Origin of the sequence: Chryseobacterium sp. 22543 (assembly GCF_052044565.1) — a bacterium.
GTDB lineage: Bacteria > Bacteroidota > Bacteroidia > Flavobacteriales > Weeksellaceae > Chryseobacterium.
In genome coordinates, this window is record NZ_JBQENH010000006.1 from 60,723 (window position 1) to 86,398 (window position 25,676).

Annotated in this window: 24 protein-coding genes; 12 read left to right on the forward strand and 12 right to left on the reverse strand. The window is 35.8% G+C overall.

All coding sequences use genetic code 11. The features are described from left to right. Positions 1-19 precede the first annotated feature (19 nt). From rlmD to lpxB, 8 genes are all read right to left on the reverse strand, one after another. Positions 20-1,432: a 23S rRNA (uracil(1939)-C(5))-methyltransferase RlmD gene (gene rlmD / locus ACTJIP_RS19195; RefSeq protein WP_077418870.1), complete on the reverse strand. Its 1,413-nt coding sequence runs from the start codon at positions 1,430-1,432 to the stop codon at positions 20-22. Between the two features lie 108 nt (positions 1,433-1,540). Next, a complete protein-coding gene (locus tag ACTJIP_RS19200; protein WP_077418869.1) occupies positions 1,541-3,082 on the reverse strand; it encodes a TlpA family protein disulfide reductase in 1,542 nt (513 codons plus the stop codon). Between the two features lie 308 nt (positions 3,083-3,390). Next, a complete protein-coding gene (locus ACTJIP_RS19205; protein WP_062675785.1) occupies positions 3,391-4,158 on the reverse strand; it encodes a succinate dehydrogenase/fumarate reductase iron-sulfur subunit in 768 nt (255 codons plus the stop codon). A 24-nt stretch (positions 4,159-4,182) separates the two neighbouring features. Beyond that, positions 4,183-6,195, reverse strand: coding sequence for a fumarate reductase/succinate dehydrogenase flavoprotein subunit (locus ACTJIP_RS19210; RefSeq protein WP_077418868.1), 2,013 nt, complete (start codon positions 6,193-6,195; stop codon positions 4,183-4,185). Between the two features lie 15 nt (positions 6,196-6,210). Next, positions 6,211-6,873, reverse strand: coding sequence for a succinate dehydrogenase cytochrome b subunit (locus tag ACTJIP_RS19215; RefSeq protein ID WP_047386045.1), 663 nt, complete (start codon positions 6,871-6,873; stop codon positions 6,211-6,213). Positions 6,874-7,017: 144 nt separating this feature from the next. Beyond that, on the reverse strand, positions 7,018-8,796 hold the full coding sequence (locus ACTJIP_RS19220; protein ID WP_440704958.1) for a ComEC/Rec2 family competence protein: 1,779 nt from the start codon (positions 8,794-8,796) through the stop codon (positions 7,018-7,020). A 136-nt stretch (positions 8,797-8,932) separates the two neighbouring features. Beyond that, entirely contained in the window at positions 8,933-10,024 is a 1,092-nt protein-coding gene (locus ACTJIP_RS19225; protein WP_440704959.1) for a glycoside hydrolase family 99 protein, read from the reverse strand. Positions 10,025-10,064: 40 nt separating this feature from the next. Continuing rightward, positions 10,065-11,168 (reverse strand): lipid-A-disaccharide synthase, encoded by a 1,104-nt coding sequence (gene lpxB, locus ACTJIP_RS19230; RefSeq protein WP_440704960.1) that lies wholly within the window; start codon positions 11,166-11,168, stop codon positions 10,065-10,067. A gap of 78 nt (positions 11,169-11,246) precedes the next feature. On the opposite strand from lpxB, the gene ACTJIP_RS19235 reads away from it, so the two are divergent. The 3 genes from ACTJIP_RS19235 (at position 11,247) to ACTJIP_RS19245 (ending at position 13,757) form a co-directional block, all read left to right on the forward strand. After that, entirely contained in the window at positions 11,247-11,756 is a 510-nt protein-coding gene (locus ACTJIP_RS19235; RefSeq protein WP_077418864.1) for a DUF2480 family protein, read from the forward strand. Between the two features lies 1 nt (position 11,757). After that, the gene (locus tag ACTJIP_RS19240; RefSeq protein ID WP_440704961.1) at positions 11,758-13,017 is read left to right on the forward strand and encodes a protein O-mannosyl-transferase family; all 1,260 of its coding nucleotides are present in this window, start codon (positions 11,758-11,760) and stop codon (positions 13,015-13,017) included. An 80-nt stretch (positions 13,018-13,097) separates the two neighbouring features. Then, positions 13,098-13,757: a DUF937 domain-containing protein gene (locus ACTJIP_RS19245; RefSeq protein ID WP_440704962.1), complete on the forward strand. Its 660-nt coding sequence runs from the start codon at positions 13,098-13,100 to the stop codon at positions 13,755-13,757. 58 nt (positions 13,758-13,815) lie between these two features. Here the strand turns inward: ACTJIP_RS19245 and ACTJIP_RS19250 are convergent, their stop codons facing one another. Next, positions 13,816-13,935 carry a 30S ribosomal protein THX gene (locus ACTJIP_RS19250; protein WP_002976304.1) on the reverse strand — a complete coding sequence of 40 codons (120 nt, stop codon included), beginning with the start codon at positions 13,933-13,935 and terminating at the stop codon, positions 13,816-13,818. Between the two features lie 250 nt (positions 13,936-14,185). Continuing rightward, positions 14,186-15,580 carry an MATE family efflux transporter gene (locus tag ACTJIP_RS19255; RefSeq protein ID WP_077418861.1) on the reverse strand — a complete coding sequence of 465 codons (1,395 nt, stop codon included), beginning with the start codon at positions 15,578-15,580 and terminating at the stop codon, positions 14,186-14,188. 202 nt (positions 15,581-15,782) lie between these two features. Between ACTJIP_RS19255 and ACTJIP_RS19260 the strand changes: the two genes are divergently transcribed. The 7 genes from ACTJIP_RS19260 to ACTJIP_RS19290 all read left to right on the forward strand — a co-directional run bounded on the left by ACTJIP_RS19260 (position 15,783) and on the right by ACTJIP_RS19290 (position 22,007). Beyond that, entirely contained in the window at positions 15,783-16,367 is a 585-nt protein-coding gene (locus ACTJIP_RS19260; protein ID WP_077418860.1) for a DUF2975 domain-containing protein, read from the forward strand. 2 nt (positions 16,368-16,369) lie between these two features. Next, the gene (locus tag ACTJIP_RS19265; RefSeq protein WP_077418859.1) at positions 16,370-16,573 is read left to right on the forward strand and encodes a helix-turn-helix domain-containing protein; all 204 of its coding nucleotides are present in this window, start codon (positions 16,370-16,372) and stop codon (positions 16,571-16,573) included. A 10-nt stretch (positions 16,574-16,583) separates the two neighbouring features. Next, entirely contained in the window at positions 16,584-17,024 is a 441-nt protein-coding gene (locus tag ACTJIP_RS19270) for an ankyrin repeat domain-containing protein (RefSeq protein WP_077418858.1), read from the forward strand. A 149-nt stretch (positions 17,025-17,173) separates the two neighbouring features. Further along, a complete protein-coding gene (locus ACTJIP_RS19275; protein WP_156118332.1) occupies positions 17,174-17,536 on the forward strand; it encodes a hypothetical protein in 363 nt (120 codons plus the stop codon). A gap of 137 nt (positions 17,537-17,673) precedes the next feature. Continuing rightward, on the forward strand, positions 17,674-19,428 hold the full coding sequence (gene aspS / locus ACTJIP_RS19280) for an aspartate--tRNA ligase (protein ID WP_440704963.1): 1,755 nt from the start codon (positions 17,674-17,676) through the stop codon (positions 19,426-19,428). Positions 19,429-19,473: 45 nt separating this feature from the next. Continuing rightward, positions 19,474-20,178 (forward strand): glutamine amidotransferase-related protein, encoded by a 705-nt coding sequence (locus ACTJIP_RS19285; protein WP_180564676.1) that lies wholly within the window; start codon positions 19,474-19,476, stop codon positions 20,176-20,178. Between the two features lie 497 nt (positions 20,179-20,675). Then, complete coding sequence (locus ACTJIP_RS19290; RefSeq protein WP_440704964.1) at positions 20,676-22,007, forward strand: M12 family metallopeptidase; 1,332 nt, start codon at positions 20,676-20,678, stop codon at positions 22,005-22,007. Between the two features lie 89 nt (positions 22,008-22,096). Here ACTJIP_RS19290 and ACTJIP_RS19295 read toward each other — a convergent pair whose 3' ends face one another. After that, positions 22,097-23,371 carry an adenylosuccinate synthase gene (locus tag ACTJIP_RS19295; RefSeq protein WP_440704965.1) on the reverse strand — a complete coding sequence of 425 codons (1,275 nt, stop codon included), beginning with the start codon at positions 23,369-23,371 and terminating at the stop codon, positions 22,097-22,099. 129 nt (positions 23,372-23,500) lie between these two features. Beyond that, positions 23,501-24,070 carry a Crp/Fnr family transcriptional regulator gene (locus ACTJIP_RS19300; protein WP_077418852.1) on the reverse strand — a complete coding sequence of 190 codons (570 nt, stop codon included), beginning with the start codon at positions 24,068-24,070 and terminating at the stop codon, positions 23,501-23,503. Between the two features lie 144 nt (positions 24,071-24,214). On the opposite strand from ACTJIP_RS19300, the gene ku reads away from it, so the two are divergent. Together ku and ACTJIP_RS19310 are read left to right on the forward strand one after the other, a co-directional pair. After that, the gene (gene ku / locus ACTJIP_RS19305; RefSeq protein ID WP_440704966.1) at positions 24,215-25,000 is read left to right on the forward strand and encodes a non-homologous end joining protein Ku; all 786 of its coding nucleotides are present in this window, start codon (positions 24,215-24,217) and stop codon (positions 24,998-25,000) included. Beyond that, on the forward strand, positions 25,000-25,605 hold the full coding sequence (locus ACTJIP_RS19310; RefSeq protein ID WP_180564680.1) for a DNA polymerase ligase N-terminal domain-containing protein: 606 nt from the start codon (positions 25,000-25,002) through the stop codon (positions 25,603-25,605). Before ku ends, ACTJIP_RS19310 begins: the two co-directional genes overlap by 1 nt. Positions 25,606-25,676: the final 71 nt, after the last annotated feature.

Sequence of the window (25,676 nt, forward strand, 5' to 3'; positions counted from 1 at the left end):
AATTCAAATTTAGATAAAATTATTTTTTAATCAGCAACGCAATGTTCTCAACATGGTGTGTTTGTGGGAACATGTCTACCGGCAAAATCTTCACTAAAGTATAATGGTCTTTCATCAAGGCAAGGTCTCTCGCCTGTGTTGCAGAATTACAGCTTACGTAAACTACTTTTTCCGGTGAAAGCTTTAAGATCTGTTCTACGACCTTCTGGTGCATTCCGTCTCTTGGTGGATCTGTAATTAATACATCTGCTTTAGGATGAGTTGCCATAAATTCGTCATTGAAGATATCCTTCATGTCTCCACAATAGAAAGTACAGTTAGTAAGACCATTCAATGCAGCATGTTCTATAGCAGCATCTATGGCTTCCTGTACAGATTCTATTCCGATTACCTGTTTTGCATTTCTCGCTACATACTGAGCAATTGTTCCTGTCCCTGTATAAAGGTCATATACAACTTCATCTCCTTTCAGATCTGCAAATTCAAGTGTCTTTCTGTACAGTTCCAAAGCCTGTTTGTAGTTGGTCTGGAAGAATGATTTCGGGCCTATCTTAAACTGCAGTCCGTCCATTTCTTCCATAAGGTAACCTTCTCCAAAATATACATTGATATTTAAATCGTAAATGGAATCATTCTGCTTAGGATTGATAGCATATACTAATGTTTTAATCTGCGGGAATTTTTCCAGTAAGAATTCAAAAAGTTTTTCTCTGTTTTCTTTTTCTTCTCTGTAAAGCTGGAAAAGAACCATCCATTCTCCTTTGGAATTTTGTCTCATCATCAAGGTTCTTAAAAAACCTTCCTGGTTTCTTACATCAAAGAAATCCAGACCGTTGTTTACTCCATATTCTTTTACAGCCAGTCTTATTGCATTGGAAGGGTCTTCCTGAAGGAAACATTCTTTTAAATCAAGAATTTTACTCCACATTCCGGGAATATGGAATCCTAACGCATCTTTACTTCCGAAGTTTTCTTCAGAACTGATTTCATATTGAGTAAGCCATCTTGCATTTGAGAAGGAGAATTCCATTTTATTTCTATAAAAATACTGTTCTTCAGCTCCCAGAATTGATACCGTCTCAAAGTCATCAATTCCACCGATTCTTTTAATATTATTATATACTTCTTCCTGTTTAAAATCAAGCTGCTTTTCGTAGCTCATGTTCTGCCATTTGCAGCCTCCACAAGTTCCGAAATGAACACATTTTGGATCTGCTCTGTAAGGTGATTTTTCAATAACTTCAACCGCTTCGCCTTCATAATATTTTGACTTCGCTTTTTTCACTCTTACATTTACAATATCACCTGGAATAGCTCCTGAAACCATTACAGCTTTTCCTTCTTCTGTCCTTCCTATTGCCACTCCTTTTGCTCCGGCAGTCAATAGCTTTATATTTTCAAGAATTAAATCTCTTTTTTTCTTCCTACTCATTCTAAAATTTTCTATTTTCCTAATTGAAACTTTTACGCTTCAGTTTGCAAAAATACAATAAAAAAAACCTTATCCGAAGATAAGGTTTCTATACTGTGTTAAAGTTTATTATTTTGTTGGAGCCGGCTGTGGATTTGCTGGCTGTGGAGCTTGCTGCTGAGCTGCAGAAGGATCAAGCTGTAATTGTGGCTGCATCTGCATTGGTTCTGCTTTTGGAGCCGAAAGACCAGTCTGTTTATCCAGAATAGTTACCAGTTCCTGCTCACCAAGGTTTACAAATGATCTGCTGGCAATTTTACCATCTTTATCGATGATCACAAAGCAAGGTAATTTGAATCCGTATACACCATATTTCTTAGCAATATCAGAGTTCAGACCTCCTTCTCCGTAAACATTCACTCCCTGAATTCCTTTTAAAAGAGAATTGCTTGTTTTAATGAACTGATCTTTTGTGTCATCTACGTTTACAAACACAAAGTTCATTTTAGACTTATAAAAGTTTACTACTTCTTTTAATACAGGTACTGTAGCTTCACTGATGTAAGGATTCCATGAAGCGTAGAAGAATAGCATATAGGGTTTTCCTTTGTTTTCAGAAAGTTTATAAGCCTTTCCATCCTGCTTTGCTACAGCTGCTTCAGGAGCTGCATCTCCGATTTTAAGCCCAGTAATAGCCACCTGCATTTTTAAAAGGTCACTTTTAATGGTAGCATCTTTAATATCTGAATCAATAATCTTTTTGATTTTATCAATGTTTGCAGCCGGAGTTGTTGGATGAATATCCGCCTGAGCCATTACAAATGCCAAAAGATAATCTTTTGCAGTCTGAGATAAATCTTTCTTTGTTTTTAAGTACTGAGCAAACATCTCAGAAGTTGTAATTCCTGTTTTTCCTTTGCTGTTTGCTTCTGCATACTTCTGGAAATCCGGAGTCATTTTTACAAGAAGATATTGTCTGTAAAGAGGGATTGTTTTCACCATCGCTTCTTTATCTGTTTCCAACTGAGCTTCGTAATCCTTTAATGCTTTAGTAGCTTTGTAAGATGGGTTTCCAGACATTGGTCCGTGAGACATTTCATAGTTGGCAATCAAATTAAGAATGGTAACTTTCACATCATTTTTCTTCCACTCCAAAAGTGCTTTGCTAGGATTATTTTTCTTTGCAAGATCATCTACATTTTTATTAATATCTGCTTCAATTTTATGCATACCTTTAAGGAATGCCGCTTCATCTCCACCCATTAAGGCAGCTATATTAACTTTAGTACCATATTCAGCTAAGAACTTTTGAGAAGCTGTAAGAAAATCATTATTCTTTTTAGCATCTCCGGTAATCACAAATTCATTTGGGAAAGTAGTTCCGTTTCCTGAAATATTCACTTTTTGTCCTCCTTCAAGATAAATCAGGTTTTGTCTGCCCGCATAGTTGATCACGTACATACCGTCTTTAGGAGCATCAAAGCTTCCTGAAAAGTTTCCGTCTTTATCTAAACCTATATTAATCAAAGGCAGGGTTCCTACTCCTGAAGCTTCTACAAATTCAATTCTTTCTAATGATGAGCTTCCAGTAATTTTTCCTTTTACTTCTACTTTTTTTGAACAAGACATCACAAAAACTGTGATGATAAACAATAAAAGATATTTTTTCATTTCAATTTTTAATATTACACAAAAATACGCTTTTTAGGGCTTGCTAATTCACACTAATTATTTTTTTTAAAAATTTTATTATCACCTTTCAAGAGGGTTATTCCAATTATTTCAATTGTCTCTTTCTGAGTGGCATGCTGTATTTGAAAGTTTAAAAAAAATGTTTCAACTACCCTCCAAATATATACTTATTAAATAAAGAATGACTAAAACCTGCTAATAAGTTAACAAACTTTAACAGGACTTAGCATTTCATAAAAAAATCGCCTCCAAAAATGAAGGCGATTTTTTATGTATTTGAATCAATTCTATCCTTGATCTACAAGAGCAGCCATGTATTCTCTGTTCATTCTTGCGATGTTTTCAAGAGAAATACCTTTAGGACATTCTACTTCACATGCTCCGGTGTTTGAACAGTTACCGAATCCTTCTTCATCCATAGCTTTCACCATGTTCAGAACTCTTCTTTTAGCTTCTACTCTACCTTGAGGAAGTAATGCATACTGAGAAACTTTAGCGCCTACAAATAGCATTGCAGATCCGTTTTTACAAGTCGCTACACAAGCTCCACATCCAATACAAGCAGCTGCATCCATTGCTTTGTCTGCATCTTCTTTTGGAACCGGAATTGCGTTAGCATCCAATGTATTACCGGAAGTATTTACAGAGATGAAACCTCCTGCTGCCATTACTCTGTCGAATGCGCTTCTGTCTACCATCAAATCTTTGATAACAGGGAAAGCAGCACTTCTCCAAGGTTCAATAACGATCGTTTCTCCATCTTTGAACATTCTCATGTGAAGCTGGCAGGTTGTGATCCCTGTATCCGGCCCGTGAGCTCTACCATTGATGTAAAGTGAACACATACCGCAGATTCCTTCACGACAGTCGTGGTCGAAAGCGATAGGTTCTTTTCCCTCGTTAATTAAGTTTTCATTCAGAATATCCAGCATTTCCAAAAATGAAGAGTCTGTAGATACATCTGATATTTTGTAGGTCTCAAACTGACCTTTAGTTTTACTATTTTTTTGTCTCCAAATTTTCAGCGTAAGATGAAGGCCTTTTTTTGCACTCATAATGTTATATTTATAGGTTGGAGATTATTTGTAACTTCTCGCTTTAACTTCGATATTGTCATAGATAAGTTCTTCTTTATGCAGAATTTCTTGTTTGATATCATCACCCTGATATTCCCAAGCTCCTACATATTTGAAGTTTACGTCATCTCTTTCTGCTTCACCTTCCGGAGTAGCATGATCTTCTCTAAAATGCCCACCACAAGATTCATTTCTGTGTAATGCATCAATAGCCATTAATTGTCCAAGTTCAAGGAAGTCTGCTACTCTGAATGCTTTTTCAAGTTCAGTGTTCATTCCTTCACCATCTCCTGGAACTTTTACGTTTTTCCAGAAATCGTTTTTCACTTCTTCAATTTCTATGATTGCCTCTCTTAACCCTTCAGGAGTTCTTCCCATTCCTACTTTGTTCCACATAATGTTTCCTAATTGCTTATGGAAGTGGTCTACAGAATGAGTTCCTTTATTATTTAAGAAGAAATCTATTTTTTCTTTAATTCCTTTTTCAGCTTCGTCAAACGCTCCTGAATTGGTAGGAATAGTTCCTGTTCTGATATCTGCAGAAAGATAATCTGCAATTGTATAAGGAAGCACGAAATATCCGTCCGCAAGACCCTGCATCAATGCAGAAGCCCCAAGTCTGTTGGCTCCGTGATCTGAGAAGTTAGCTTCACCAATTACGAAACATCCAGGAATTGTAGACTGAAGGTTATAATCAACCCAAACACCTCCCATTGTGTAGTGAACCGCAGGATAAATCTTCATTGGAGTTTTGTAAGGATCATCAGCAGTAATCTTTTCGTACATTACAAATAGGTTACCATATTTTTCTTCAATCCAAGCTTTTCCAAGGTCGTAAATTTGCTGTTCACTAGGATTATGAATATGCTTTTCAATAGCAGCTTCTTTACCTTTTTTGATAATTTCTGTAGAGAAATCTAAGTAAACACCTTCTTTAGTATCATTATTTTCGATTCCGAAACCAGCATCACATCTTTCTTTACCCGCTCTAGACGCAACGTCACGAGGAACCAAGTTACCAAATGCAGGATATCTTCTTTCTAAATAGTAATCTCTATCTTCTTCTTTAATATTTTCAGGTCTTAATTTACCTTCTCTGATGGCTACAGAATCTTCAATTTTCTTAGGAACCCAGATTCTTCCTGAGTTTCTTAATGATTCAGACATCAAAGTCAGTTTAGACTGCTGTGTTCCATGAACAGGAATACAAGTCGGGTGAATCTGTACATAACAAGGGTTTGCGAAGTAAGCTCCTTTTTTGTGGATTTTCCAAGCTGCAGAAACGTTTGATCCCATAGCATTGGTAGAAAGGAAATATACGTTTCCGTATCCTCCTGAAGCAATTACTACAGCGTGAGCAGAATGTCTTTCAATTTCACCTGTCACAAGGTTTCTCGCAATAATTCCTCTTGCTTTTCCGTCAACAATAACTAGATCTAGCATTTCATGACGGTTGTACATTTTAATTCTTCCTTTACCGATCTGACGGCTCATAGAAGAATAAGCACCTAATAATAGCTGCTGTCCTGTTTGTCCTTTTGCATAGAAAGTTCTTTTTACCTGAACCCCACCAAATGAACGGTTATCTAGCTGACCACCGTAATCTCTACCGAAAGGAACCCCTTGGGAAACACACTGGTCAATAATATTTGCAGAAACTTCAGCTAATCTGTAAACGTTGGCCTCTCTTGCTCTATAGTCACCACCTTTGATGGTATCGTAGAATAATCTGTAAGTAGAGTCACCGTCACCCTGGTAATTCTTAGCTGCGTTGATCCCTCCCTGAGCTGCAATAGAGTGTGCTCTTCTTGGTGAATCCTGGTAGCAGAACGCTTTTACGTTGTATCCTTGCTCAGCCAATGTAGCTGCTGCAGAACCTCCTGCCAAACCCGTACCTACAACAATAATATCAATCTTATCTCTGTTGTTTGGTGCAACAAGGTTCATATGGTCTTTATGATTTTTCCACTTGTCTTTAAGAGGACCCGCTGGAATTCTTGAATCTAATTTACTCATATTAGTATATTGATATTATTGAGTTATAAAATGGAAAACTGCTACGATGATGAATCCTGCAGGAATAAGGATTGAATACCATTTCCCGAAAGCTTTGATCACCGGCGTATATTTTGGATGTCTTGCTCCGATAGACTGGAATGAAGACTGGAATCCGTGAGCAAGGTGTAATCCTAATAAAACAAAAGAGATCACATACAAAGCCACTCTCCAAAGATCAGCAAACTTCTCATGAAGTTCCGGCCAGAAACGTTCTGCATCCGGAGTCAATCCTTCTACATACTTGTAATTGATTTCATGCAGCCAGAAATCATATAAGTGAAGCGCTAGGAAAGCTAAAATAACAGCACCCGAAATAATCATATTTCTGGACATCCATGAAGAATTCACAGATGCATTGTTTGCTGCATACTTTACCGGACGCGCTTTATTATTCTTGATCTCAAGCACAAATCCCATAATGAAATGGAAAATTACTGCAAAACCAAGAATAGGCTGCATTAAGAACTGCACAAAAGGATTATAGCCCATGAAGTCTGATGCTGTATTGAATGCATCCTTATTCAGAACTGATAACAAATTGGTCGTCAAATGCAGTATAAGAAAAATCAGCAAAAATAGAGCTGATAATGCCATAGCATATTTTCTACCTATCGTAGAACTCGTTAAACCTGCCATATAAGTTTAAATTTGAATTTCTACAAAATTCAGAAAGTTTAACAATATCGAAAAGTGAGAAATCTCACAAATAGACAGTTTGTAATGTTTCTAAATAAGAATTCCATACATTATAAATGCAGGAAAACACATAAATGATAACCATTATCTCAAATCGTAACTCTCATTCCTGAAAACTACTTTTTGAACTGAATCTGAAAAGGTTTTAAGTTCAAAATGATTTATTCTTCGAGAAGAGCAGTAAGGCTTCACAACAAACTGTAAAACCTTGTCCTTATTTTCCATATCCGAAATCCAGAAACAAGCCTTATCCCCCTTTTTTATTGAAAAAATATTGGTTTTGTTGAATGTATGAATCAAGACTTCTTCTCTCTGATTTTCAAACACATTACTTCCCGTTCTTATAATCAGAAATACGACGACAGCCATCATCAGTCTTGAAGAATTTTTAACATTGAATTTTAAGATGACTGATCTTAATAAATAGACAATCATAAACACTGACAGCACCTCCAATCCGTTCATTGGAATGTTTTCAAAGAATAATACATCAACCTCAGCAAACCAATGGATTATTTTCAGCAAAATCTGAATAACAAAATCATATATCCCATTTATAAGTTCAAAGTCAATCCCAAAAGAAATAAGAGCTGTCATTAGGAATGAAAAAACGATGATTATTTCTGAAAAAGGAACAATGACAATATTTGCAACGATTGAAATGAATGAAAACTGATGAAAGTAGTACAGTACCAAAGGAAGTGTTGCCAATTGAGCAGATAAAGATATTGTAATGGTATTAAACAGGAGTTTTTTAAGGTAATTATCTTGTTTTGGAAAATATTTCAAGAGAGGCTGATTCAGCCAAAAAATCCCCAAAACGGCCAAAAAACTGAGCTGGAATCCTACATCGAAAAACTGCTGTGTATCTCCAATCAAAATAAAAAAAGCGGATAAAGCCAATGAATGAAGCAGGTCTGGTTTCCGCTGAAGCAATACAAAAATAAAATAGACACTCAGCATGATACAGGAACGCAGCACTGAATTTCCAAATCCGATAAAAGCAGCAAACAGCCAAATAAAAACCAGACTTAGAACGACTGCATATTTTCTGAATTTTAAGGGAATACAACGAATCAGCAAAAAGTAAAACATCCCGAAAATAACTACAATATGAGTTCCGGAAATGGCGAGAAAATGAACCAGTCCGGATTTATTGAAATCCTGTACAGTATCTGCATCAATCTCTGTACGGTCTGCCAGAATGATTCCTTTTAAAAATTCTTTGGTTTTTCCTGAAATTCCGGTTTCATCAATATTTTTGAGAACCAAAAATCTATATTGGCGCAGCTTATCTGCAGGAGTTAAATCATCACGTTCTGCAGATACAATTTCTTTTGAAAGATAAACCTGATAATTAATATGTTTTCGTCTCAAATATCTGGCATAGTGGAACTGAAAATCATATTGGGGCGTTTTTGGTTGTGTTATATAAGCTTCCGCTTTGTAATAATGAAGAAAATCCAACTCTTTGATATCCTTCGGAACATACACTATTGAGTTAAAAGTTGTGTTTCCTACCTGTGCTGTCCCTTCATATTTTTTATATTTCTCAGTAGTATTTAATTTTTGAGAGATTGTAAAAGTAACTGTTTCTTTTTTCTTTACAAATGAAGAAACATCCGCTGAAAAAGTATTATGAAAATGAAGAATAATCCCTGTTCCAAAGAATAGAAGTCCCAGCAAAAAAGCTTTGATTTTATGTAAGAAATAAGAATGAAAACATATTGCAGCCAAAATAATCAGGCAGATCACAATAACCAAATAAAGTGCAATACCTGTCAATACCATTTTCTCTTGAAAAAAAATTCCAAGGATAAAACATATAACCAGAATAAGAAGAGGCTGCTTTTGCAATTTCAATTAATTATCCTTGTAAAATAGATAATTAATCCATGAAGTATTATCTCTTGAATAACCAAATAAGCACTTCGCAGCATATTAAAGTTATCAACAGAACACTTGATTTTTTGCTATGAAATCAAAGATTGAAAGTGTGTTATTTCTTTTTCAGAAATTTATCCGCCAAACGCTTCGTTTCTTTGATATAAAATAAAGGATCTTTCCCATAATCTTCATATTTGAAATCTCCCACTTTTTTAGGAATAGCAGGTTCTATCTGTGTTCCTTCATGCCATTCATTGAATGATGTGATTCCGATGAAGTCCGGATTTACTTTGATGGCAGCATCAAACATATTTTCGTAATACTTCCCATTGTTTCTGCTTTTGAAGTTGGCTTCATTCCACGGACGGATTCTTGTATCTGAATAACCGGGCCCTACACAAGGGATAAAAATCAGATGGTGGTCTTTAGCATAGCTGGCCATAAAATCCCAGTTAGCAATTGTACTTCCATACACAAATCCTTCGCTGGCAAAATAAGTATAGAAACCATCAAATCCCGATGAATCAAAAAATTTCGTATCGCCTTTTTCAACCCATAATCCAATGTAAAGAGCATCCAGATCTGTATTTCTAACCGTTTTTTCTCCGTCTTTAGATAGCATTTCAGACCATTCTTCTTTAGAAATTTTATAACTGTCGTAAACATAAAACAATGGTTTTCCTTCCTTTTTATAGAAGGCGTGATGACCGGAATATGTTTTTACGAGATAAGAAAGCTGTTCTTTTAATTCCGAAGTATTTTTATAAAACGGCTCAATGTGAAATGCAATTTTTAAATCAAAATGATCGGCAATATCGAGGTATTTGATAAGACTTTTATCCGTGAATGAATCTTTTCCCAGCCAGCTGACAACAACTACTCCCACTCCGGATTCTTTGATCATTTTCATATGTTTTTCAATGATCTTTGCATCATTGGAACTGTAATTTCCAAGTGCTGGATAAAAATTGGCACCAATATCATCTCCACCTTTGTGGTGGCCAAGATTGTTCCACTTCGGATTACTCCAGTGAGGTAAGATCTCATGATTCCAATGTTGGTAACTTGCGTCCGTTTCAGGATTTCCATACCATCCATAATAAAATATCTGAACTTTATCTCTTGAGCTGCTTTGCTGTGCGGCACTTTTCGAGAAAAACAATATAAATACCAATAATAACAGAAAACGGTTACAATAATTCATAGTTAAAAAGTAAATTAAATTCTCAAAAGCTTGGGTAAAACTATACTTTCAATATCACCTCAGCAGCATGATCACTGGCCCCTTTTCCACCCAATTTTTCTCTCAGAAGGCTGTAATCATTCAGAACCTGTGTTCTTTTGTCTCCTTCTATGATTTTATTGAGTTCTTCTACCAGGTTTTTGGTATTCAGATCATTTTGTATCAATTCTTTCACTACTTCTCTGTCCATGATAAGATTAACCAGAGAAATATAATTAATGTTTTTCACTAATCTTTTAGCAATAGCATAGGAAATCTTACTTCCACGGTAACAAACCACTTCAGGAATATTTAACAAGGCTGTTTCTAAGGTAGCTGTTCCGGAAGTAACAAGAGCTGCTTTGGAACATCTTAACAAATCATATGTTTTGTTGGATACAAAATGAACATTATCATCCACATATTTCTGATAAAACTCTTTAGGAAGACTCGGTGCTCCGGCAATTACAAACTGATAGTTTTTAAAATGCGGTCTTACGGAAAGCATTATTTCAAGCATCTTTTCCACTTCCTGTTCTCTGGAACCTGGCAGAAGCGCAATGATTTCTTTTTCGTTCAGTCCGTGCTCCGATTTGAAACTTTCAATACTGATTTCCTGCAGATCCGAAATAGCATCCAGCAAAGGATGGCCTACAAAGTGAGAATGAACTCCATGTTTTCTGTAAAAATCTTCTTCAAAAGGAAGAATCACCATCATTTCATCCACATATTTTTTGATAGTTTCTACCCGTCCTTCTTTCCATGCCCAAAGCTGCGGAGAAATATAATACACGACTTTGATACCAAGTTCTTTGGCAAATCTGGCAATCCTCAGGTTGAACCCGGGATAATCAACCAAAATCAAAACATCAGGTCTGTTCTTCCGAATATCCTCTTTACAGAATTTGATATTATTCAGAATGGTTCTGAGATTCATCACCACTTCCAGAAACCCCATAAAAGCAAGGTCACGGTAATGTTTTACCAGTGTTCCGCTCTGAGCTTTCATCAGATCACCACCCCAAAACCTAAACTCCGCATTCGGATCCTTTTGTTTTAAGGCTTTCATCAAGTTGCTTCCGTGCAAATCACCTGAAGCTTCTCCTGCAATAATATAATACTTCATTTCTATAGTAAGGATAGAGAACAAATTAAAATAGATATGATCTTAATTCGTAAATTTGTTCAAAGATAATGATAAAAAATGTCAGAAGAATTTGAAATCCGGAATAAAATTGCCGAAAGCGGCCTTATCAATTTTGACCTTGCCACTTTACTTCCAAAGGGAGAAAGAAAAGGTATTGACCTTAAAGATTTTCTTTTTCAGGAAATGATCCTCAAAGAAAAAGATTTTCGTGAAAAGGTAGAGGCTATAGATACTGAACTATACAAAGACTCATACATATACATTTACAATTCTGTAGATACGATTATCCCGCTTTGGGCTTATTTTGTATTGACCGCAAAACTTACTGATGTTGCCAAAAAAATAGTCTTCGGAAGCCGGGAGGATCTTGATGTTATTTTAATGCACAATGCTATCCAGACGCATGATTTTGAAGAAATGAGAGGCAAAAGAGTTCTGGTAAAAGGCTGTTCAGATAAAGATATTCCTGAAAATGCATATATAGAACTGGTTGAACAGTTAAAACCCATTGTAAAATCCCTGATGTTTGGAGAAGCCTGTTCTAATGTTCCTATCATAAAGAACTAATATGAACAAATATTTATCAGCTGTATTTTTGTTTATTATTTTTCTTGGTATCTACTATTTCGGAAGTTTTTCAAAAATTCCTTTTGCCGATTGTGTAGGATTTGTGTTGAGTGCAGAAAAAGGGATATGGGAAACAACTGCTTCAGCAACCAGTCACTTTTTATATATCAATACTGTTATCTTTATTAAAAATCTGGCGGGTATTAATGCTATTGAAGCAAGCCGGTTTTTGGTTGTTTCTTCAGGAGCAGCCACAGTTTCTGTTATTTATCTCACGGTAAAAAGTATTTCAAAAACAGAATGGGCATCGCTTACAGCCGCTTTTGTTTTCGGTTTCAGTTTCTCATTTTGGAGAAATGCAGAGATAGTAGAAGTATATACTTATAATTCCCTGTGGGTAAGCCTTTTTTTCTTTTCAATGATAAAAAGTGTTATTGAAAAGAAAAGAATTTACATCCTGTTAAGCAGTCTGTTTTTAGGGATCAGCTTATGGGTTCATATTCAAAATATACTGCTGATACCTTCTTTATTAGTCTTCTTATTTTATTTCAGAAACGAAAAGAAATATGCAGTGGCCTCACTATTCATTTTTGCAGCATTGTTTAGCTCTTTATTTATTCTGAATATTTCCCAGGGACTCCCCTTCAAATCACCATATAGCTCTGATCAGGGAACATGGGTAGAAGATTCTTTAAAAAAAAGTACAATTCAGTATGTGAAAGATTTTTTCCAATCTTTGGCATATCTTATTTATAATTTCAATGTATTCACATATTTCGGAGTCGCAGGTATTCTGTTGTTATACAAGACTAATCGAAAAATGTTTTTTGTTTTTACTGCCGGTGCAGTATGTGTATATGGATTTTCTACGTTTTATGCGGTATCCGATAATTACGTATTCTTTTTACCCTTCAATATTATTTTTGCGTTATCAGTAGGATATGGTCTTTCTTCCGCAAAGTATGCCCGTTTAAGAAAATTCTCCTGGGTATGCCTGTTGATTCCGGTGGGATACCTTCTCTTTTATAAAGCAGCATTTTTAACGGAGAAAGGAAAAGAATTTCATGCATATAAGGAGTACAAAGGCGGTCTGGATTATTATGTTCTGCCATGGATGAATAACAATGCAGGTATTCTGGAGTTCACCATTGATAAAAAACAAGCACCCGAGCCTATTGAATGGATGACAATAAGTGCTGTAGAATACATTAAAGTACTAAAAGGCAAAGGCTATACAGAAGAACAGATCAGAAAACTTTAACAATAATTATGAAAGGCGGTCATTTTATGAGGCATATTTTTTGATAACTTTGATTTACTTAATACTAACAAACACAAAAAATGAGTTTAATTGACCTACTTACAGGGAACACAGGCAACCAGGTTGCTGAACAGGCCGAAAACAAATTCGGAATCGGCAAAAATCAGGTAATCGCCCTATTAGCAGTAGCTACACCTCTTATTATTTCTTATCTTAGAAATAAATCTCAGGATGCTAAAGAAGCAGAGGCTTTAAATAATGCTTTAGATAAAGACCACAATGGAAGTATCTTAGATGACGCTTCTCAGATTGAAGCAAGACAGGCTGAAGGCGGATCTATTCTTGATCATATCTTTGGAGGGCAAAAAAGCACTGTTGAAAACCAACTGTCACAAAACACAGGAATTTCAATTGACAAAATAGGTCCTATCCTGGCGATGCTGGCACCTGTTGTAATGGGATACATTGGGCAGCAGAAACAACAGAGTAATGTAGGTGCAGGTGGTCTTGGAGATCTTTTGGGAGGAATTCTTGGGAATGCTTCCAACCAGGCTCAGGCTCAGCAGTCTAATCCTTTAAATGACATTCTTGGAAGTGTTTTAGGAGGTGGCGGACAAGCTCAATCATCCGGAAATCCTCTGAACGATATACTTGGAAGTGTATTGGGCGGTGGTGGAAACCAACAGCAAGGCGGCGACGGTTTAGGCAGCATTCTTGGTAATATTCTTGGTGGTAAATAATTAATTTAATTTTCATAAAAAAGACCGGAGAGATGATCTTCGGTCTTTTTATTTTTGTTTACTTTTTAGATTTTTCTTCAGAAGCAACAAAAGATTTCGAGGCTTTTTTAGGTCTTCTTTTACCATAGCTTCCGGAATTGATTTTTCCTCTTCTTGATTTTTTGTCTCCTTTTCCCATAGTATTATGTATTTGTTGTATTACGAATTTAAAAAATGTAAGCTTAAAATCCAATTAATGAAGCTGTTAAAGTTTTATAAATTAAGGAGGGAAGTATGAGGAAGAAGGCTGGAAGTTACTTTTAGGCTACTATCTTCTATTCTTTGTTATTGAATCATTTATCACCTTCATCTTACTGATAAGGGCAATTTAAGGATTTTAGACTTTTGAGCATTTCCTACATCCAGCTTCCAGCACCCAGCCTTTTAAATTAAACCTTAATCGTTTTCCATTTTCCTTTTTTGAATAAGATAAACGCAACTATTGTAATCAGGGTTTCTGCGGCAGGAATTGAAATAAAGACTCCTTTTGGACCCATTTCAAGATATTTTGACAGAAAATACGCCAGAGGAATCTGAAACAGCCAGAATCCAAAAAGATTAACCCAGGTAGGTGTCCAGGTATCGCCGGCTCCATTGAATGCATTGATCATTACCATCCCGATTCCGTAGAAAATAAATCCTGTACTCATAATCTGAAGAGCATTTTTAGCAAAATCTTTAATAGCCGTTTCCTGAGTGAAAAAACCAACTAAAAAATTGCCCATAAAAATAAATATCAGACTTACAATCAACATAAAGATGACATTATATTTTACAGTTTTCATTACTGATTGTTCTGCTCTCAGCATTTCGTTTGCTCCCATATTCTGCCCTACCAGCGTAGACGCCGCATTGCTCAGTCCCCAGGCCGGAAGCATAAAGAACATCATCAGTCTTAAAGCCGTCTGATAGCCTGCCGATGCATTTTCGCCCCCTGTAGTCGCTACCAATTCTGCGAGGAAAATCCAGCTGCATGAAGCGATAACAAACTGAAAGATTCCAGGAGTTGCGATCTTTACAATGGATTTGATTAATTCATAATTCGGTTTAAAATAAGGAATCTTTATGCGGATTTGGGTATCCGCTACTAAAAGATGATACAACTGGTAAATTACTCCGATACTTCGTCCTATTGTAGTTGCCAAAGCTGCCCCTGTCAATCCCAAAGCGGGAACGGGTCCTAAACCTTTTATCAGTATAGGGCACAGAATAATATTGGCAATATTCGCGATCCACAAGCTTTTCATAGCAATCATCGCATTTCCTGCACCTCTGAAAATACCATTAATTAAAAATAACAGCATAATGATTGTACTGCTGCTCATCATAATTCTGGTAAAATCCTTTCCATAGGCTGCCGCTTCCGGCTTTGAGCCCATTAAAATCAGGATTTCCTCAGCATAAATCACTCCCAGTAAACTTAAAACGAAAGTAATAGCAAATGACACCAGTAATACCTGTGCAGCACTTCTGGAAGCCTGCTCCGGATTTTTCTCCCCGATTCGTCTTGCCACTAAAGCTGTTGCCGCCATACTCATACCGATCGCAATAGAATACATCACAGAAAGTACAGATTCGGTAAGTCCTACAGTTTGAATAGCAAAACCACTTTCTTTCAGGTGTCCGACAAAATATAGGTCAACCAGCGCGAATACAGATTCCATAGCCATTTCCAGCATCATTGGGATCGCTAAAAGCAATACAGCACTTCTGATATTCACCTTCGTAAAGTCGGTTTCTTCGCCACTGAATGCTTTTTTCAAAAATTCAACATATTTTGTCATGATTTCTTTTAGTTTACTTAGCAAAAGTATTCATTCAAAAGCAATTAAAAGTTGGCATATGAAAAGTTTTTAATAACTATTGACCGCCGATTACTCCTGAAAAAAAAGTCAAATCAAAGACTTTAAAATAAAATTAACAACAAATATTTATCGTATTGCGATAAATATTTATACATTTACAACAATTAAAAATAATAACTGCATGAAATTAATTGGTGAAAAATCTGTCTCCACAGTTTTAAATAAAATTCTGCTGGCTGTCTCAATAGCTCAGCTGCTGTATTTAGGTTACTTAATTTTTGGATTCATTATGGTATATCTCAATATACATCAAGACACACAGTATTTCTCAGATACTTTTAAAACCGGGGATTTCAACAATGAAGTCCCAAAAACAGCTGCTGACTCATTAACCTTTGAATTCAACATACCATTAACCGGTTCTGTAATCAGAGGAAACTATACCCTGTATACCTTTATTTCAATTATATTTTTCATTGGGTTTTACAGTCTGTTTACTTTTTATCTGTTCAGAATTTTCAAAGGAATGAGCAAAGAGATTATTTTTAATATAAAAGTAATCCGAGACCTCAGACTATTTTCTATCCTCAATATAATTTTCGTCCCGGTTTATTGTGCCGTTTTATATTTCATGGATAAATCTGTATACAGTATAGATCCGATGTTTATATTACTTCACCTCACCTTAGGAATAATGATCCTTTTCATTATGGAGTTTTTTAAAAAGGGGTATGAATTACAAACTGAAAATGACTTAACAATATAATTATGCCGATCATTATCAATATTGATGTAATGCTTGCAAAAAGAAAAATGCAATCCCAGGAATTGGCTGAAAAAATAGGGATTACACAGGCCAATCTATCCATTTTAAAAAACGGAAAAGCCAAAGCTTTAAAAATTTCAACGTTAGAAGCCATCTGTACAGCACTGGATTGCCAGCCTGGTGATATATTAGAATTTAAACCTTAAAATCAATAATATGAAACTCAGTTTAACCTTAAGAACAATCATTTTGACATTGGTTGTATTTTCAACATTTACAAGTGCTCAAGAACTGACTAATGAACACAAACAAATGTTGAAGTATGACAATACCGCTTATTTTAATACTCTGATCAATAAAAATAACATCAATACCTGTTATCAAATTGAAAACAACACCTATACTTTATTAGGCTTAGCCATTAAAATGAATAGTAAAGAGATATTCCAAAAACTGATTGATGAAAAAGCAGATTTGGACAAAGTATGTGACGGAAAGACCCCCTTGATGTTTGCCGCAAAATATGGAAATACAGAATTTACAAAGAAACTCCTGGCCAATGGAGCAAAAAAAGAGATTAAAACATCAGCAGGCTACACAGCTCTGGATTATGCCCGAAAATATGAGAAACCAGAAATCATTAAGCTTTTGGAGTAATTTTTAATTCATAATATTCAAAATCATAGTTTTCAATTCTATAATTAATACGAGAATAATCTGATTAATAGAACGATAATTATTATCAAAACTTAGCAATTGGTAATAAAATTTAATTTAGATTTGTATATTCTTAAAAAAGTATCCTTATGAAAAAAATAATCTCTACTACCTTTCTATTTGGAATGTTACTATCTGGAAGTATGCTTTCTGCTCAGAAGATGACTCAGGAAAAGATGAAAGCGATCTATTCTGATGATGTGGCAACATTTAAAAAACAGTTTGCCCCGGGAGATTACAACAAATGCTTCCTCGTTGGAAATATAGCTTATTCACCCCTTGGATTCAGTGTAATGTCTGATAGAAAGAATATTATACATTTCCTTTTGGACAACAAGGCCAATGTTAATAAAAAATGTCAGAACAAAACACCTCTTGAAGTAGCTGATGATACAAAGGGTACTGAAGAAATAAAGAAAATTCTGACAGAAAAGGGCGGTAATAGAAATTAAAAAACCTGAAAACAATATACGAAACTTCCGAAAGGAAGTTTTTTTTATTTATAAAACCTGCAAAAATCTTATCTTTGCCAACGAAAAATTCAAGGTTCGGAATTGAACCTTAAACATTGAACTTTAAACAAATAATTATGTTTCGATCACACACCAACGGAGAGCTATCTCTGAAAAATCTGAATGAAGAAGTTACACTATCAGGATGGGTACAGACTATCCGTGATAAAGGATTTATGATTTGGGTAGATCTTCGAGATCGTTACGGAATTACCCAGCTGGTTTTTGACCAGGAGCGTTCTTCTGCACAACTGATGGAAGAAGCTAAAAAACTGGGCCGTGAATTTGTGATTCAGGCTACCGGAAGAGTTATTGAAAGAGTAAGCAAAAATCCTAATATTCCAACAGGGGAAATTGAAATCCTTGTAGAAAAACTGACTATTCTGAATGAATCTCAGCTGCCTCCTTTCACTATTGAAGATGAAACAGATGGTGGCGAGGAATTAAGAATGAAATACAGATATCTGGATATCAGAAGAAATCCGGTAAAAGATAAACTGATCTTCCGTCACAAAATGGCACAGAAAGTAAGAAATTACTTATCTGATGAAGGTTTCATTGAAGTGGAAACACCTGTTCTGATCAAGTCTACTCCGGAAGGAGCAAGAGACTTTGTTGTACCAAGCAGAATGAACCCGGGACAGTTTTATGCATTGCCACAGTCTCCACAAACTTTCAAACAGCTATTGATGGTAGGCGGAATGGATAAATACTTCCAGATTGTGAAATGTTTCCGTGATGAGGATTTAAGAGCCGACAGACAGCCGGAGTTTACACAGATCGACTGTGAGATGGCATTCGTAGATCAGGAAGATGTAATGAATGTATTCGAAGGAATGACTAAAACTCTTATTAAAGATATCACAGGCCAGGAATTCGGAGATTTCCCAAGAATGACTTTCGCAGATGCGATGAGAAAGTACGGAAATGACAAACCGGATATCCGTTTCGGAATGGAGTTCGTAGAACTGAATGAACTGGTAAAAGGAAAAGACTTTAAAATATTTGATGATTCAGAATTGGTTGTTGGAATCAATGTAGAAGGATGTGCAGAATATACAAGAAAACAGATTGACGAGCTTGTTGATTGGGTAAAACGCCCTCAGGTTGGAGCTTCAGGAATGGTTTGGGCTAAATTCCAGAATGATGGAGTGAAAACCTCATCAGTAAACAAATTCTACAACGAAGAAGATTTAGCAAAAATCATCGAAAAATTCGGAGCTAAAGAAGGAGACTTAATGTTGATTCTTTCCGGAAACGAAAATAAAGTAAGAGCTCAGCTTTCTGCTTTAAGAATGGAGCTTGGAAACCGTTTGGGACTAAGAAAAGGAAACGTATTTGCACCACTTTGGGTAGTTGACTTCCCTCTATTGGAATTTGATGAGGAAACCGGCCGTTACCACGCAATGCACCATCCGTTTACATCTCCAAAACCTGAAGATATTCATTTATTGGAAACAGATCCTGAAAAAGCAAGAGCTAACGCATATGATATGGTTCTTAACGGAAACGAAATCGGAGGTGGATCTATCAGAATTTTTGATAAAGACCTTCAGTCTAAAATGTTTGATTTGTTAGGATTCACCAGAGAAGAAGCTGAAGCACAGTTTGGATTCCTGATGAATGCCTTCAAATACGGAGCACCGCCACATGGAGGTTTAGCATTTGGATTTGACCGTTTGGTAGCGATTCTTGATGGAAACGAAGTGATCAGAGATTATATTGCATTCCCTAAAAATAACTCAGGACGAGATGTAATGATTGATGCTCCGGCTTCTATTGCTGATACACAGCTCGACGAATTAGAATTACAATTGAATTTAAAAGCATAAATGTAAAGCGGGGTATTTGCCCCGCTTTTTTTATACACAAATATTATGATACAAAAAATTGCCATTCTGGGAGATTTCAACCCCGTCCATTCTACGCTTCATGCATTAAATGAAAGCACAAGAAACATTCAAAAAAAATTAAATCTGGATATTCAGTTTGACTGGATTCCCACAGACATTTTTAATAATAAAATTGTTTTTGAGACCCAAAAGTATTCAGGACTTTGGATTGCTCCCGGAAGTCCATATCGTGATATGGAAAATGTCCTTAAAGCCATACAATTTACACGGGAGAATAATATTCCTACTTTTGGAAATTGTGGCGGATTTCAGCACATGATTATAGAATTTGCAAGAAATGTTTGCGGTATTCAGAATGCTGATCATGAAGAAACAAACCCGGATGGGGCAGATCCATTGATTAAAAAACTTCCCTGCTCTTTAAAAGGAGAACAGGAAAACCTGAAACTCATTGATAAAAATAGTTTTCTCTATCAAACCATCCATCAGGATAATATCATAGGAAAATATTATTGCAGCTATGGCATTAATGAAAAGTATGTTGATATTTTGACAAAGAACGGACTGTCTCTTACTTCAATATCTGAAGACGGAAATTACCGTTCATTTGAAATAAAATCCCATCCCTTTTTTGTAGGAACATTATTTCAGCCTGCTTTAACTTCTACAGAAAAAGAACCGAATCCAATTATTATGGAATTTGTGAAAAAATGTTTAAATAAAAGCTAGTTAGAAAGGATCAATAATGTAAAGCGGAGCCAATACTCCTTTTTTATACTCTAAATTACAGGAATCTTCAATGTACAACGCCTTATATTGATAATATTCATGAGGTCACATTTTTGCAGTCATAGCAATTCAAATTCTATCATACTATATTAATTTGTCAATAGAATGAACTTTATGTTAGTATAATATACAGTTTTAGCTACTATATCAAATATCTGTGAAATAACTTAATTTAAAATTTAATAGTAAAAATTAAATCAAAATATTTTATTACATGAAACAATTGCATATTTTAAACAAAACAATAACAAAACAATCATTATATTATGTTATATACAAATAATAACTTTTATGAATATATTTACAATACACGGCTGAATTATAATGAAGACTTAATCAAACCTGGGATTTGATTTATTGTTACAATCTTTTGCGTGCGGTAATAATATAGCTGTTCATATTTTACAAACCTGATCAACCAACCAATATTAAATAATATGAAAAACAAACTATTACTCTTATCAGCATGCCTTGTTCTGGCACTGAATTCATGTAGGTCTGATATTGAAAATGCACAAGCAGACTCAATAGATCTTACAACAACGAAGCTGGACAATACAAAGATTCACAAATTACTGATTAACGGAAATTACACGTATGTCAATGAAGTAAATGGTGAATATTTTTATGCAGATGATATTACTATCAGCTCTGAGCAGTTTGACAAATTAAAAATGCAGGCCAATTCTGAAATTTCAACCGTTGAGAAAAGCACCATTGTAAGCTCCTTTATTAAGACATGGCCGAATGCAACGGTCTATTATACATTACCCAGTCAGGGAAGTCTGAGCACTCAGAATTACAATACATTACTTACCAATATCAACAAAGCGTTTGATATGATTTCTTCTCAAACCAGTGTGCAGTTTGTTGAACGCACGAATCAAACAGAATACATCACCTTTACTTATACAACAAGCAACAGTTCACCACTTGGATGGCAAAAAAACAGAGTTAACGGTATTAAAATTTATAATATTACTTATCCCGCAATTATCGCACATGAAATAATGCATTCTATGGGAATCATGCATGAACAGTGCCGTCCAGACAGAGATCAGTATATTATTGTAGATGTTAACAAAGCAGTAGAAGGAAGCCGCCATAACTTCAACCTTTACAATGATTATGCAGGACATGGTGCATTTGATTTCGGTTCAGTCATGATGTACCAGTCTACAGACTTTGCTATAGACCCAAGCCAGCCTGTAATGACTAAGCTGGACGGATCCACTTTTACAAAGCAAAGAACAGGATTGTCTGCCGGTGATTATGCTGGAATAAATCACTTGTATGGACCTGTTAATACTACTTCTGCCATCAACGGAACTTATACAATGAGAACAGCTTTAGCTAGCGATAAAAATTTGGATATTTCCGGGAGCTCTACTGCAGACGGCACCAGCATAATTCTGTATTCAGCCTCTACCGAGAATAACCAGAGATTTACTTTCAGCAAGTCAGATCATGGTTATTACATCATCAAATCTATATTGGATCCTGCAAAGGTGTTAACCGTAAAAGGTAACGGAACAGTGAATGGAACGGCTGTTGAATTAAGAACCAATGCTAATACAGATTCTCAGAAATGGTTATTATTCAATCTGGGAAATAATGGCTTTGGATTCGCTCCTAAGAATGCACCAGCACTGAGATTAGAAGTAAAGGATGGCCTAACAACTAATCTTACCCCTATTGTAATTGGCACTACAGATCAAACGGTTCAGCCTTCTACAAAGCAGCGTTTTATACTTACAAAAGTTAACTAAACTTTTTTCATACAAATCTAAAGAGGTTAGGAAATGTATTTCCTAACCTCTTTTGTTTATCGGATCAGTATATAATTTCTGCTCAATAATTATTTACTTGTTAATCTTAACATTTCATGTCTTCCCGGACCTGTTGAAAGATAAGCCACCGGAATTCCCAATTCAGCCTCCAAAAATGATAAAAACTCAATTAATTCTTGTGGCAATTCTGAAGGACTTTTCATCGTGGAGAAATCAGCATTCCATCCCTTCATCCATTTCAGTACGGGTTTTCCATTTTCAGGAAGTAAACCTGTTACATCTACTGTTTTTCCATCTTCCAGTTCATAATGAGTGCACACTGCTACTGATGGTAATCCGCTTAACACATCTGCTTTCGTCAGAACCAGCTGGGTTACGCCGTTGATCATTACCGCATATTTTAAAGCAGGTAAATCCAGCCAGCCTGTTCTTCTCGGGCGTCCTGTATTGGAACCAAATTCATTTCCTTTTATTCGGATCTCTTCACCTAATTCATCAAATAACTCTGTTGGAAATACTCCGTTCCCTACTCTTGTGCAATATGCTTTTGCAATCCCAAATATATCACCTATTTTTTTCGGTGAAACCCCCAGTCCACTGCTTGCTCCTGAAGCTGTTGTGGAAGAAGAAGTGACATGAGGATACGTTCCATGGTCAATATCCAGCATGGCAGCCTGAGATCCTTCAGCTAATATTGTTTTTCCTTCTGTCAGAGCATTGTTTAAATATATTTCTGTCTCAGTACATTTGAATCTCTTCAGAAATTCTACGGCTTCAAAAAACTCATTGCTTATTTCCTTCAAAGAAGGCAGTACCATACCTCCTTCTGTCAGCATTTTATAATCTCTTTCTAAAATATGCAGCACCCTGCTTCTAAAGTCAGGAGCAAACATATCTCCAACTCTTACATTCTGTCTTAAAATTTTATTTGAATACGCCTGTGCAATCCCGTTTTTGGTTGTTCCTATCGTTGTATAATCCGGACTTTCTTCCATAAAAACATCGAGAAGCTTGTGAGTAGGCAGTACAAAGTGAGCTTTAAGAGAAATAATCACATTGCCTTCAGGCTGAACTGTGGGATCAAATATCTGAAGATTTGCAATTTCTTTTTTAAAACTTACAGGATCCAGAACAGTTCCTGTACCAATTACATTCTGTACTCCTTTCATGAAAATCCCTGAAGGAATCATTTTAAGAGTTATTCTACGCCCGTTTCTTTCAATGCTGTGTCCAGCATTAGATCCGCCATTAAAACGCGCTGTAATGTCATAATTTTCACTGATAAGATCAATAAACTTTCCTTTACCTTCATCTCCCCATTGCAATCCTAATACAATATCCATATTCGTACTTTAATTTTATGAGGCAAAGCTATGACAGTCAACAAGAAAGACCATTGTCATTTGACAAAAAGGGAATTCAGTTGTAAAATGTAAAAAGTATTAATGACCCAAACTATCATCAATGATATTCTAAACTATATTCCTTCTGATCCGGCTTAATGAAGAGGGAGTCACCCCAAGATAAGATGCCAGCATAGATTGCGGAACCCTGTTGGCAAGGCCCGGATAATGATTTAAAAAGTGAATATAGCGTGATTTCGCATCCTGATTCAGCATGATACTCGCTACCTTCAGTTTATTCTCCACAACAAAAGCATGGATTCTGGCAAATAAAACTGGCCAGACTATTATTTTCTCTTCCAGTATTTTAAAATGCTTAAGATCTATCACCAGCAATACAGCATCAGTAATAGCTTCAATATCTTCGTGAGCGGGAAGCTGATCGGTAAAGCCCTGAAAATCTCCGATAAACCTTCCTTCGTAAATAAAATAGCGCGTAAAATCATCCCCCTGTTTATTATAATACAAAGACCGGAAGACCCCTTCTTTTACAAAAGCAATTCTTTGACTCGCCTTTCCTGCTTCTATGAAAGGATGCCCTTTCTTTACAGTGATTTCCTGAATTCCTTCAGCAATCAAAAGTTCATCCTGAGGATTCAGTGTCCCGAATTTTTTGATATAATTAAAAAGTTCTTCCATATTTTTTGTAACCACAGATTACGGAAATATAAAGGTATAAAAGTCGGGGCTAAAAACAATTGTCATTTGACAAAAAGCCGGTTAAAGGTACCACACAGGCCTCCAACGGCATGTTAATTGCTTGATTTTTAAAAACGTAAGACAATGAAAGCAATTTGGAATGGTGCCATTGGCTTCGGTTTAGTCAATATTCCTGTTAAAATTTATTCGGCAACGGAAACCACAAAATTGGATCTCGATATGCTCGACAAATCTGATTTTTCTAATATCCGTTTCAAAAGAGTAAATGAAAATACAGGAAAAGAAGTTAAATGGGAAAATATCGTCAAAGGTTATCTCATGGACGACAAATATATCGTTCTCGATGAGGAAGATTACGAAGCGGCAAGCCCCGAAAAGTCAAAAATACTCTCTATTGACCAGTTTGTAAAGGAAGTGGAAGTAGACAGTGTATATTTTGAAAACCCTTATTATCTGGAGCCTCAGAAAAATGGAGAAAATGCCTACAGACTTTTACTGAAAGCTCTTGAAAAAACAGCTATGGTAGGAATCGGAACATTTGTGCTCCGTGAAGCTGAAGCCATTGGAATGATCCGTTCGTACAAAGATGACATCCTCGTTCTCAATCGTTTAAGGTTTGATCAGGAAATAAGGGATTATAAAGATTTAAAAATTCCCGCGCAAAAAGCTCCGAAACCGGCAGAACTTAAAATGGCGGTTAACCTTATTGAGCAGCTTTCCCAGGAATTTGATCCTGCGATGTACAAAGACACCTATTCTGATGAATTGATGAAAATCATCAAGCAGAAAGCAAAAGGCAAAAATACAAAAGCTAAAAAAGCACAGCCTGCAAAAGAAGGTAAAGTGATTGACCTTATGGCACAGTTAAAAGCCAGTCTGAATACCTCTAAATCCAAATCTGCATCGTAATGGCTCTCAAAGATTATAATGAAAAACGAAAGTTCGATGAAACCAGCGAACCTAAAGGAAAAACAAAAAAAAGCAAAGATAAATTGATTTTTGTGATTCAGAGACACGCCGCATCCAGGCTTCATTATGATTTCCGGCTTGAAATGGAAGGTGTACTGAAAAGCTGGGCCGTTCCGAAAGGTCCTTCTTTAGATCCAAAAGATAAACGTCTGGCCATGATGGTGGAAGATCATCCCTACGATTATAAGGATTTTGAAGGAAATATCCCTGAAGGAAATTATGGTGCCGGGCAAGTGGAAGTATGGGACAGTGGAACTTATGAACCTTTGGAAGAAAATACCAAACTTTCTGATGAAAAAGAGCTGCTGAAAGAATTGCATGCCGGTTCTTTAAAATTCATTTTACACGGTAAGAAACTGAAAGGTGAATTTGCTTTGGTTAAAATGAAAAACACAGACGACAATGCATGGCTGCTCATCAAACATAAGGATGAATTTGCAGAAAGCCCTTATGACGCTGAAGAAAACACCTCACCAAAATCTTTGGTTACCCAATTTTTAGAGGAAAAAAAAAGCTTAAAAATAAAAGAAAAAAAGAAGTCGTAACCTTTGAAAAACCGTTCAGAAATTTTAATTCTTTAACGAACGAAAAAAAATTAAAGTCCTTCATAAAGCCC

What these genes read in the sequence shown, in the direction of transcription:
- ACTJIP_RS19215 (WP_047386045.1), bottom strand. Translation starts at nt 6,873, where the DNA reads ATGGCAGGTTTAACGAGTTCTACGATAGGTAGAAAATATGCTATGGCA.
- aspS (WP_440704963.1), top strand. Translation starts at nt 17,674, where the DNA reads ATGTTTCGATCACACACCAACGGAGAGCTATCTCTGAAAAATCTGAAT.
- ACTJIP_RS19290 (WP_440704964.1), top strand. Translation starts at nt 20,676, where the DNA reads ATGAAAAACAAACTATTACTCTTATCAGCATGCCTTGTTCTGGCACTG.
- ACTJIP_RS19205 (WP_062675785.1), bottom strand. Translation starts at nt 4,158, where the DNA reads ATGAGTGCAAAAAAAGGCCTTCATCTTACGCTGAAAATTTGGAGACAA.
- ACTJIP_RS19250 (WP_002976304.1), bottom strand. Translation starts at nt 13,935, where the DNA reads ATGGGAAAAGGAGACAAAAAATCAAGAAGAGGAAAAATCAATTCCGGA.
- ACTJIP_RS19295 (WP_440704965.1), bottom strand. Translation starts at nt 23,371, where the DNA reads ATGGATATTGTATTAGGATTGCAATGGGGAGATGAAGGTAAAGGAAAG.
- ACTJIP_RS19300 (WP_077418852.1), bottom strand. Translation starts at nt 24,070, where the DNA reads ATGGAAGAACTTTTTAATTATATCAAAAAATTCGGGACACTGAATCCT.
- lpxB (WP_440704960.1), bottom strand. Translation starts at nt 11,168, where the DNA reads ATGAAGTATTATATTATTGCAGGAGAAGCTTCAGGTGATTTGCACGGA.
- ACTJIP_RS19225 (WP_440704959.1), bottom strand. Translation starts at nt 10,024, where the DNA reads ATGAATTATTGTAACCGTTTTCTGTTATTATTGGTATTTATATTGTTT.
- ACTJIP_RS19310 (WP_180564680.1), top strand. Translation starts at nt 25,000, where the DNA reads ATGGCTCTCAAAGATTATAATGAAAAACGAAAGTTCGATGAAACCAGC.
- ACTJIP_RS19275 (WP_156118332.1), top strand. Translation starts at nt 17,174, where the DNA reads ATGAAAAAAATAATCTCTACTACCTTTCTATTTGGAATGTTACTATCT.
- ACTJIP_RS19265 (WP_077418859.1), top strand. Translation starts at nt 16,370, where the DNA reads ATGCCGATCATTATCAATATTGATGTAATGCTTGCAAAAAGAAAAATG.
- ACTJIP_RS19260 (WP_077418860.1), top strand. Translation starts at nt 15,783, where the DNA reads ATGAAATTAATTGGTGAAAAATCTGTCTCCACAGTTTTAAATAAAATT.
- ACTJIP_RS19210 (WP_077418868.1), bottom strand. Translation starts at nt 6,195, where the DNA reads ATGAGTAAATTAGATTCAAGAATTCCAGCGGGTCCTCTTAAAGACAAG.
- rlmD (WP_077418870.1), bottom strand. Translation starts at nt 1,432, where the DNA reads ATGAGTAGGAAGAAAAAAAGAGATTTAATTCTTGAAAATATAAAGCTA.
- ACTJIP_RS19270 (WP_077418858.1), top strand. Translation starts at nt 16,584, where the DNA reads ATGAAACTCAGTTTAACCTTAAGAACAATCATTTTGACATTGGTTGTA.
- ACTJIP_RS19285 (WP_180564676.1), top strand. Translation starts at nt 19,474, where the DNA reads ATGATACAAAAAATTGCCATTCTGGGAGATTTCAACCCCGTCCATTCT.
- ACTJIP_RS19235 (WP_077418864.1), top strand. Translation starts at nt 11,247, where the DNA reads ATGTCAGAAGAATTTGAAATCCGGAATAAAATTGCCGAAAGCGGCCTT.
- ACTJIP_RS19240 (WP_440704961.1), top strand. Translation starts at nt 11,758, where the DNA reads ATGAACAAATATTTATCAGCTGTATTTTTGTTTATTATTTTTCTTGGT.
- ku (WP_440704966.1), top strand. Translation starts at nt 24,215, where the DNA reads ATGAAAGCAATTTGGAATGGTGCCATTGGCTTCGGTTTAGTCAATATT.
- ACTJIP_RS19245 (WP_440704962.1), top strand. Translation starts at nt 13,098, where the DNA reads ATGAGTTTAATTGACCTACTTACAGGGAACACAGGCAACCAGGTTGCT.
- ACTJIP_RS19255 (WP_077418861.1), bottom strand. Translation starts at nt 15,580, where the DNA reads ATGACAAAATATGTTGAATTTTTGAAAAAAGCATTCAGTGGCGAAGAA.
- ACTJIP_RS19200 (WP_077418869.1), bottom strand. Translation starts at nt 3,082, where the DNA reads ATGAAAAAATATCTTTTATTGTTTATCATCACAGTTTTTGTGATGTCT.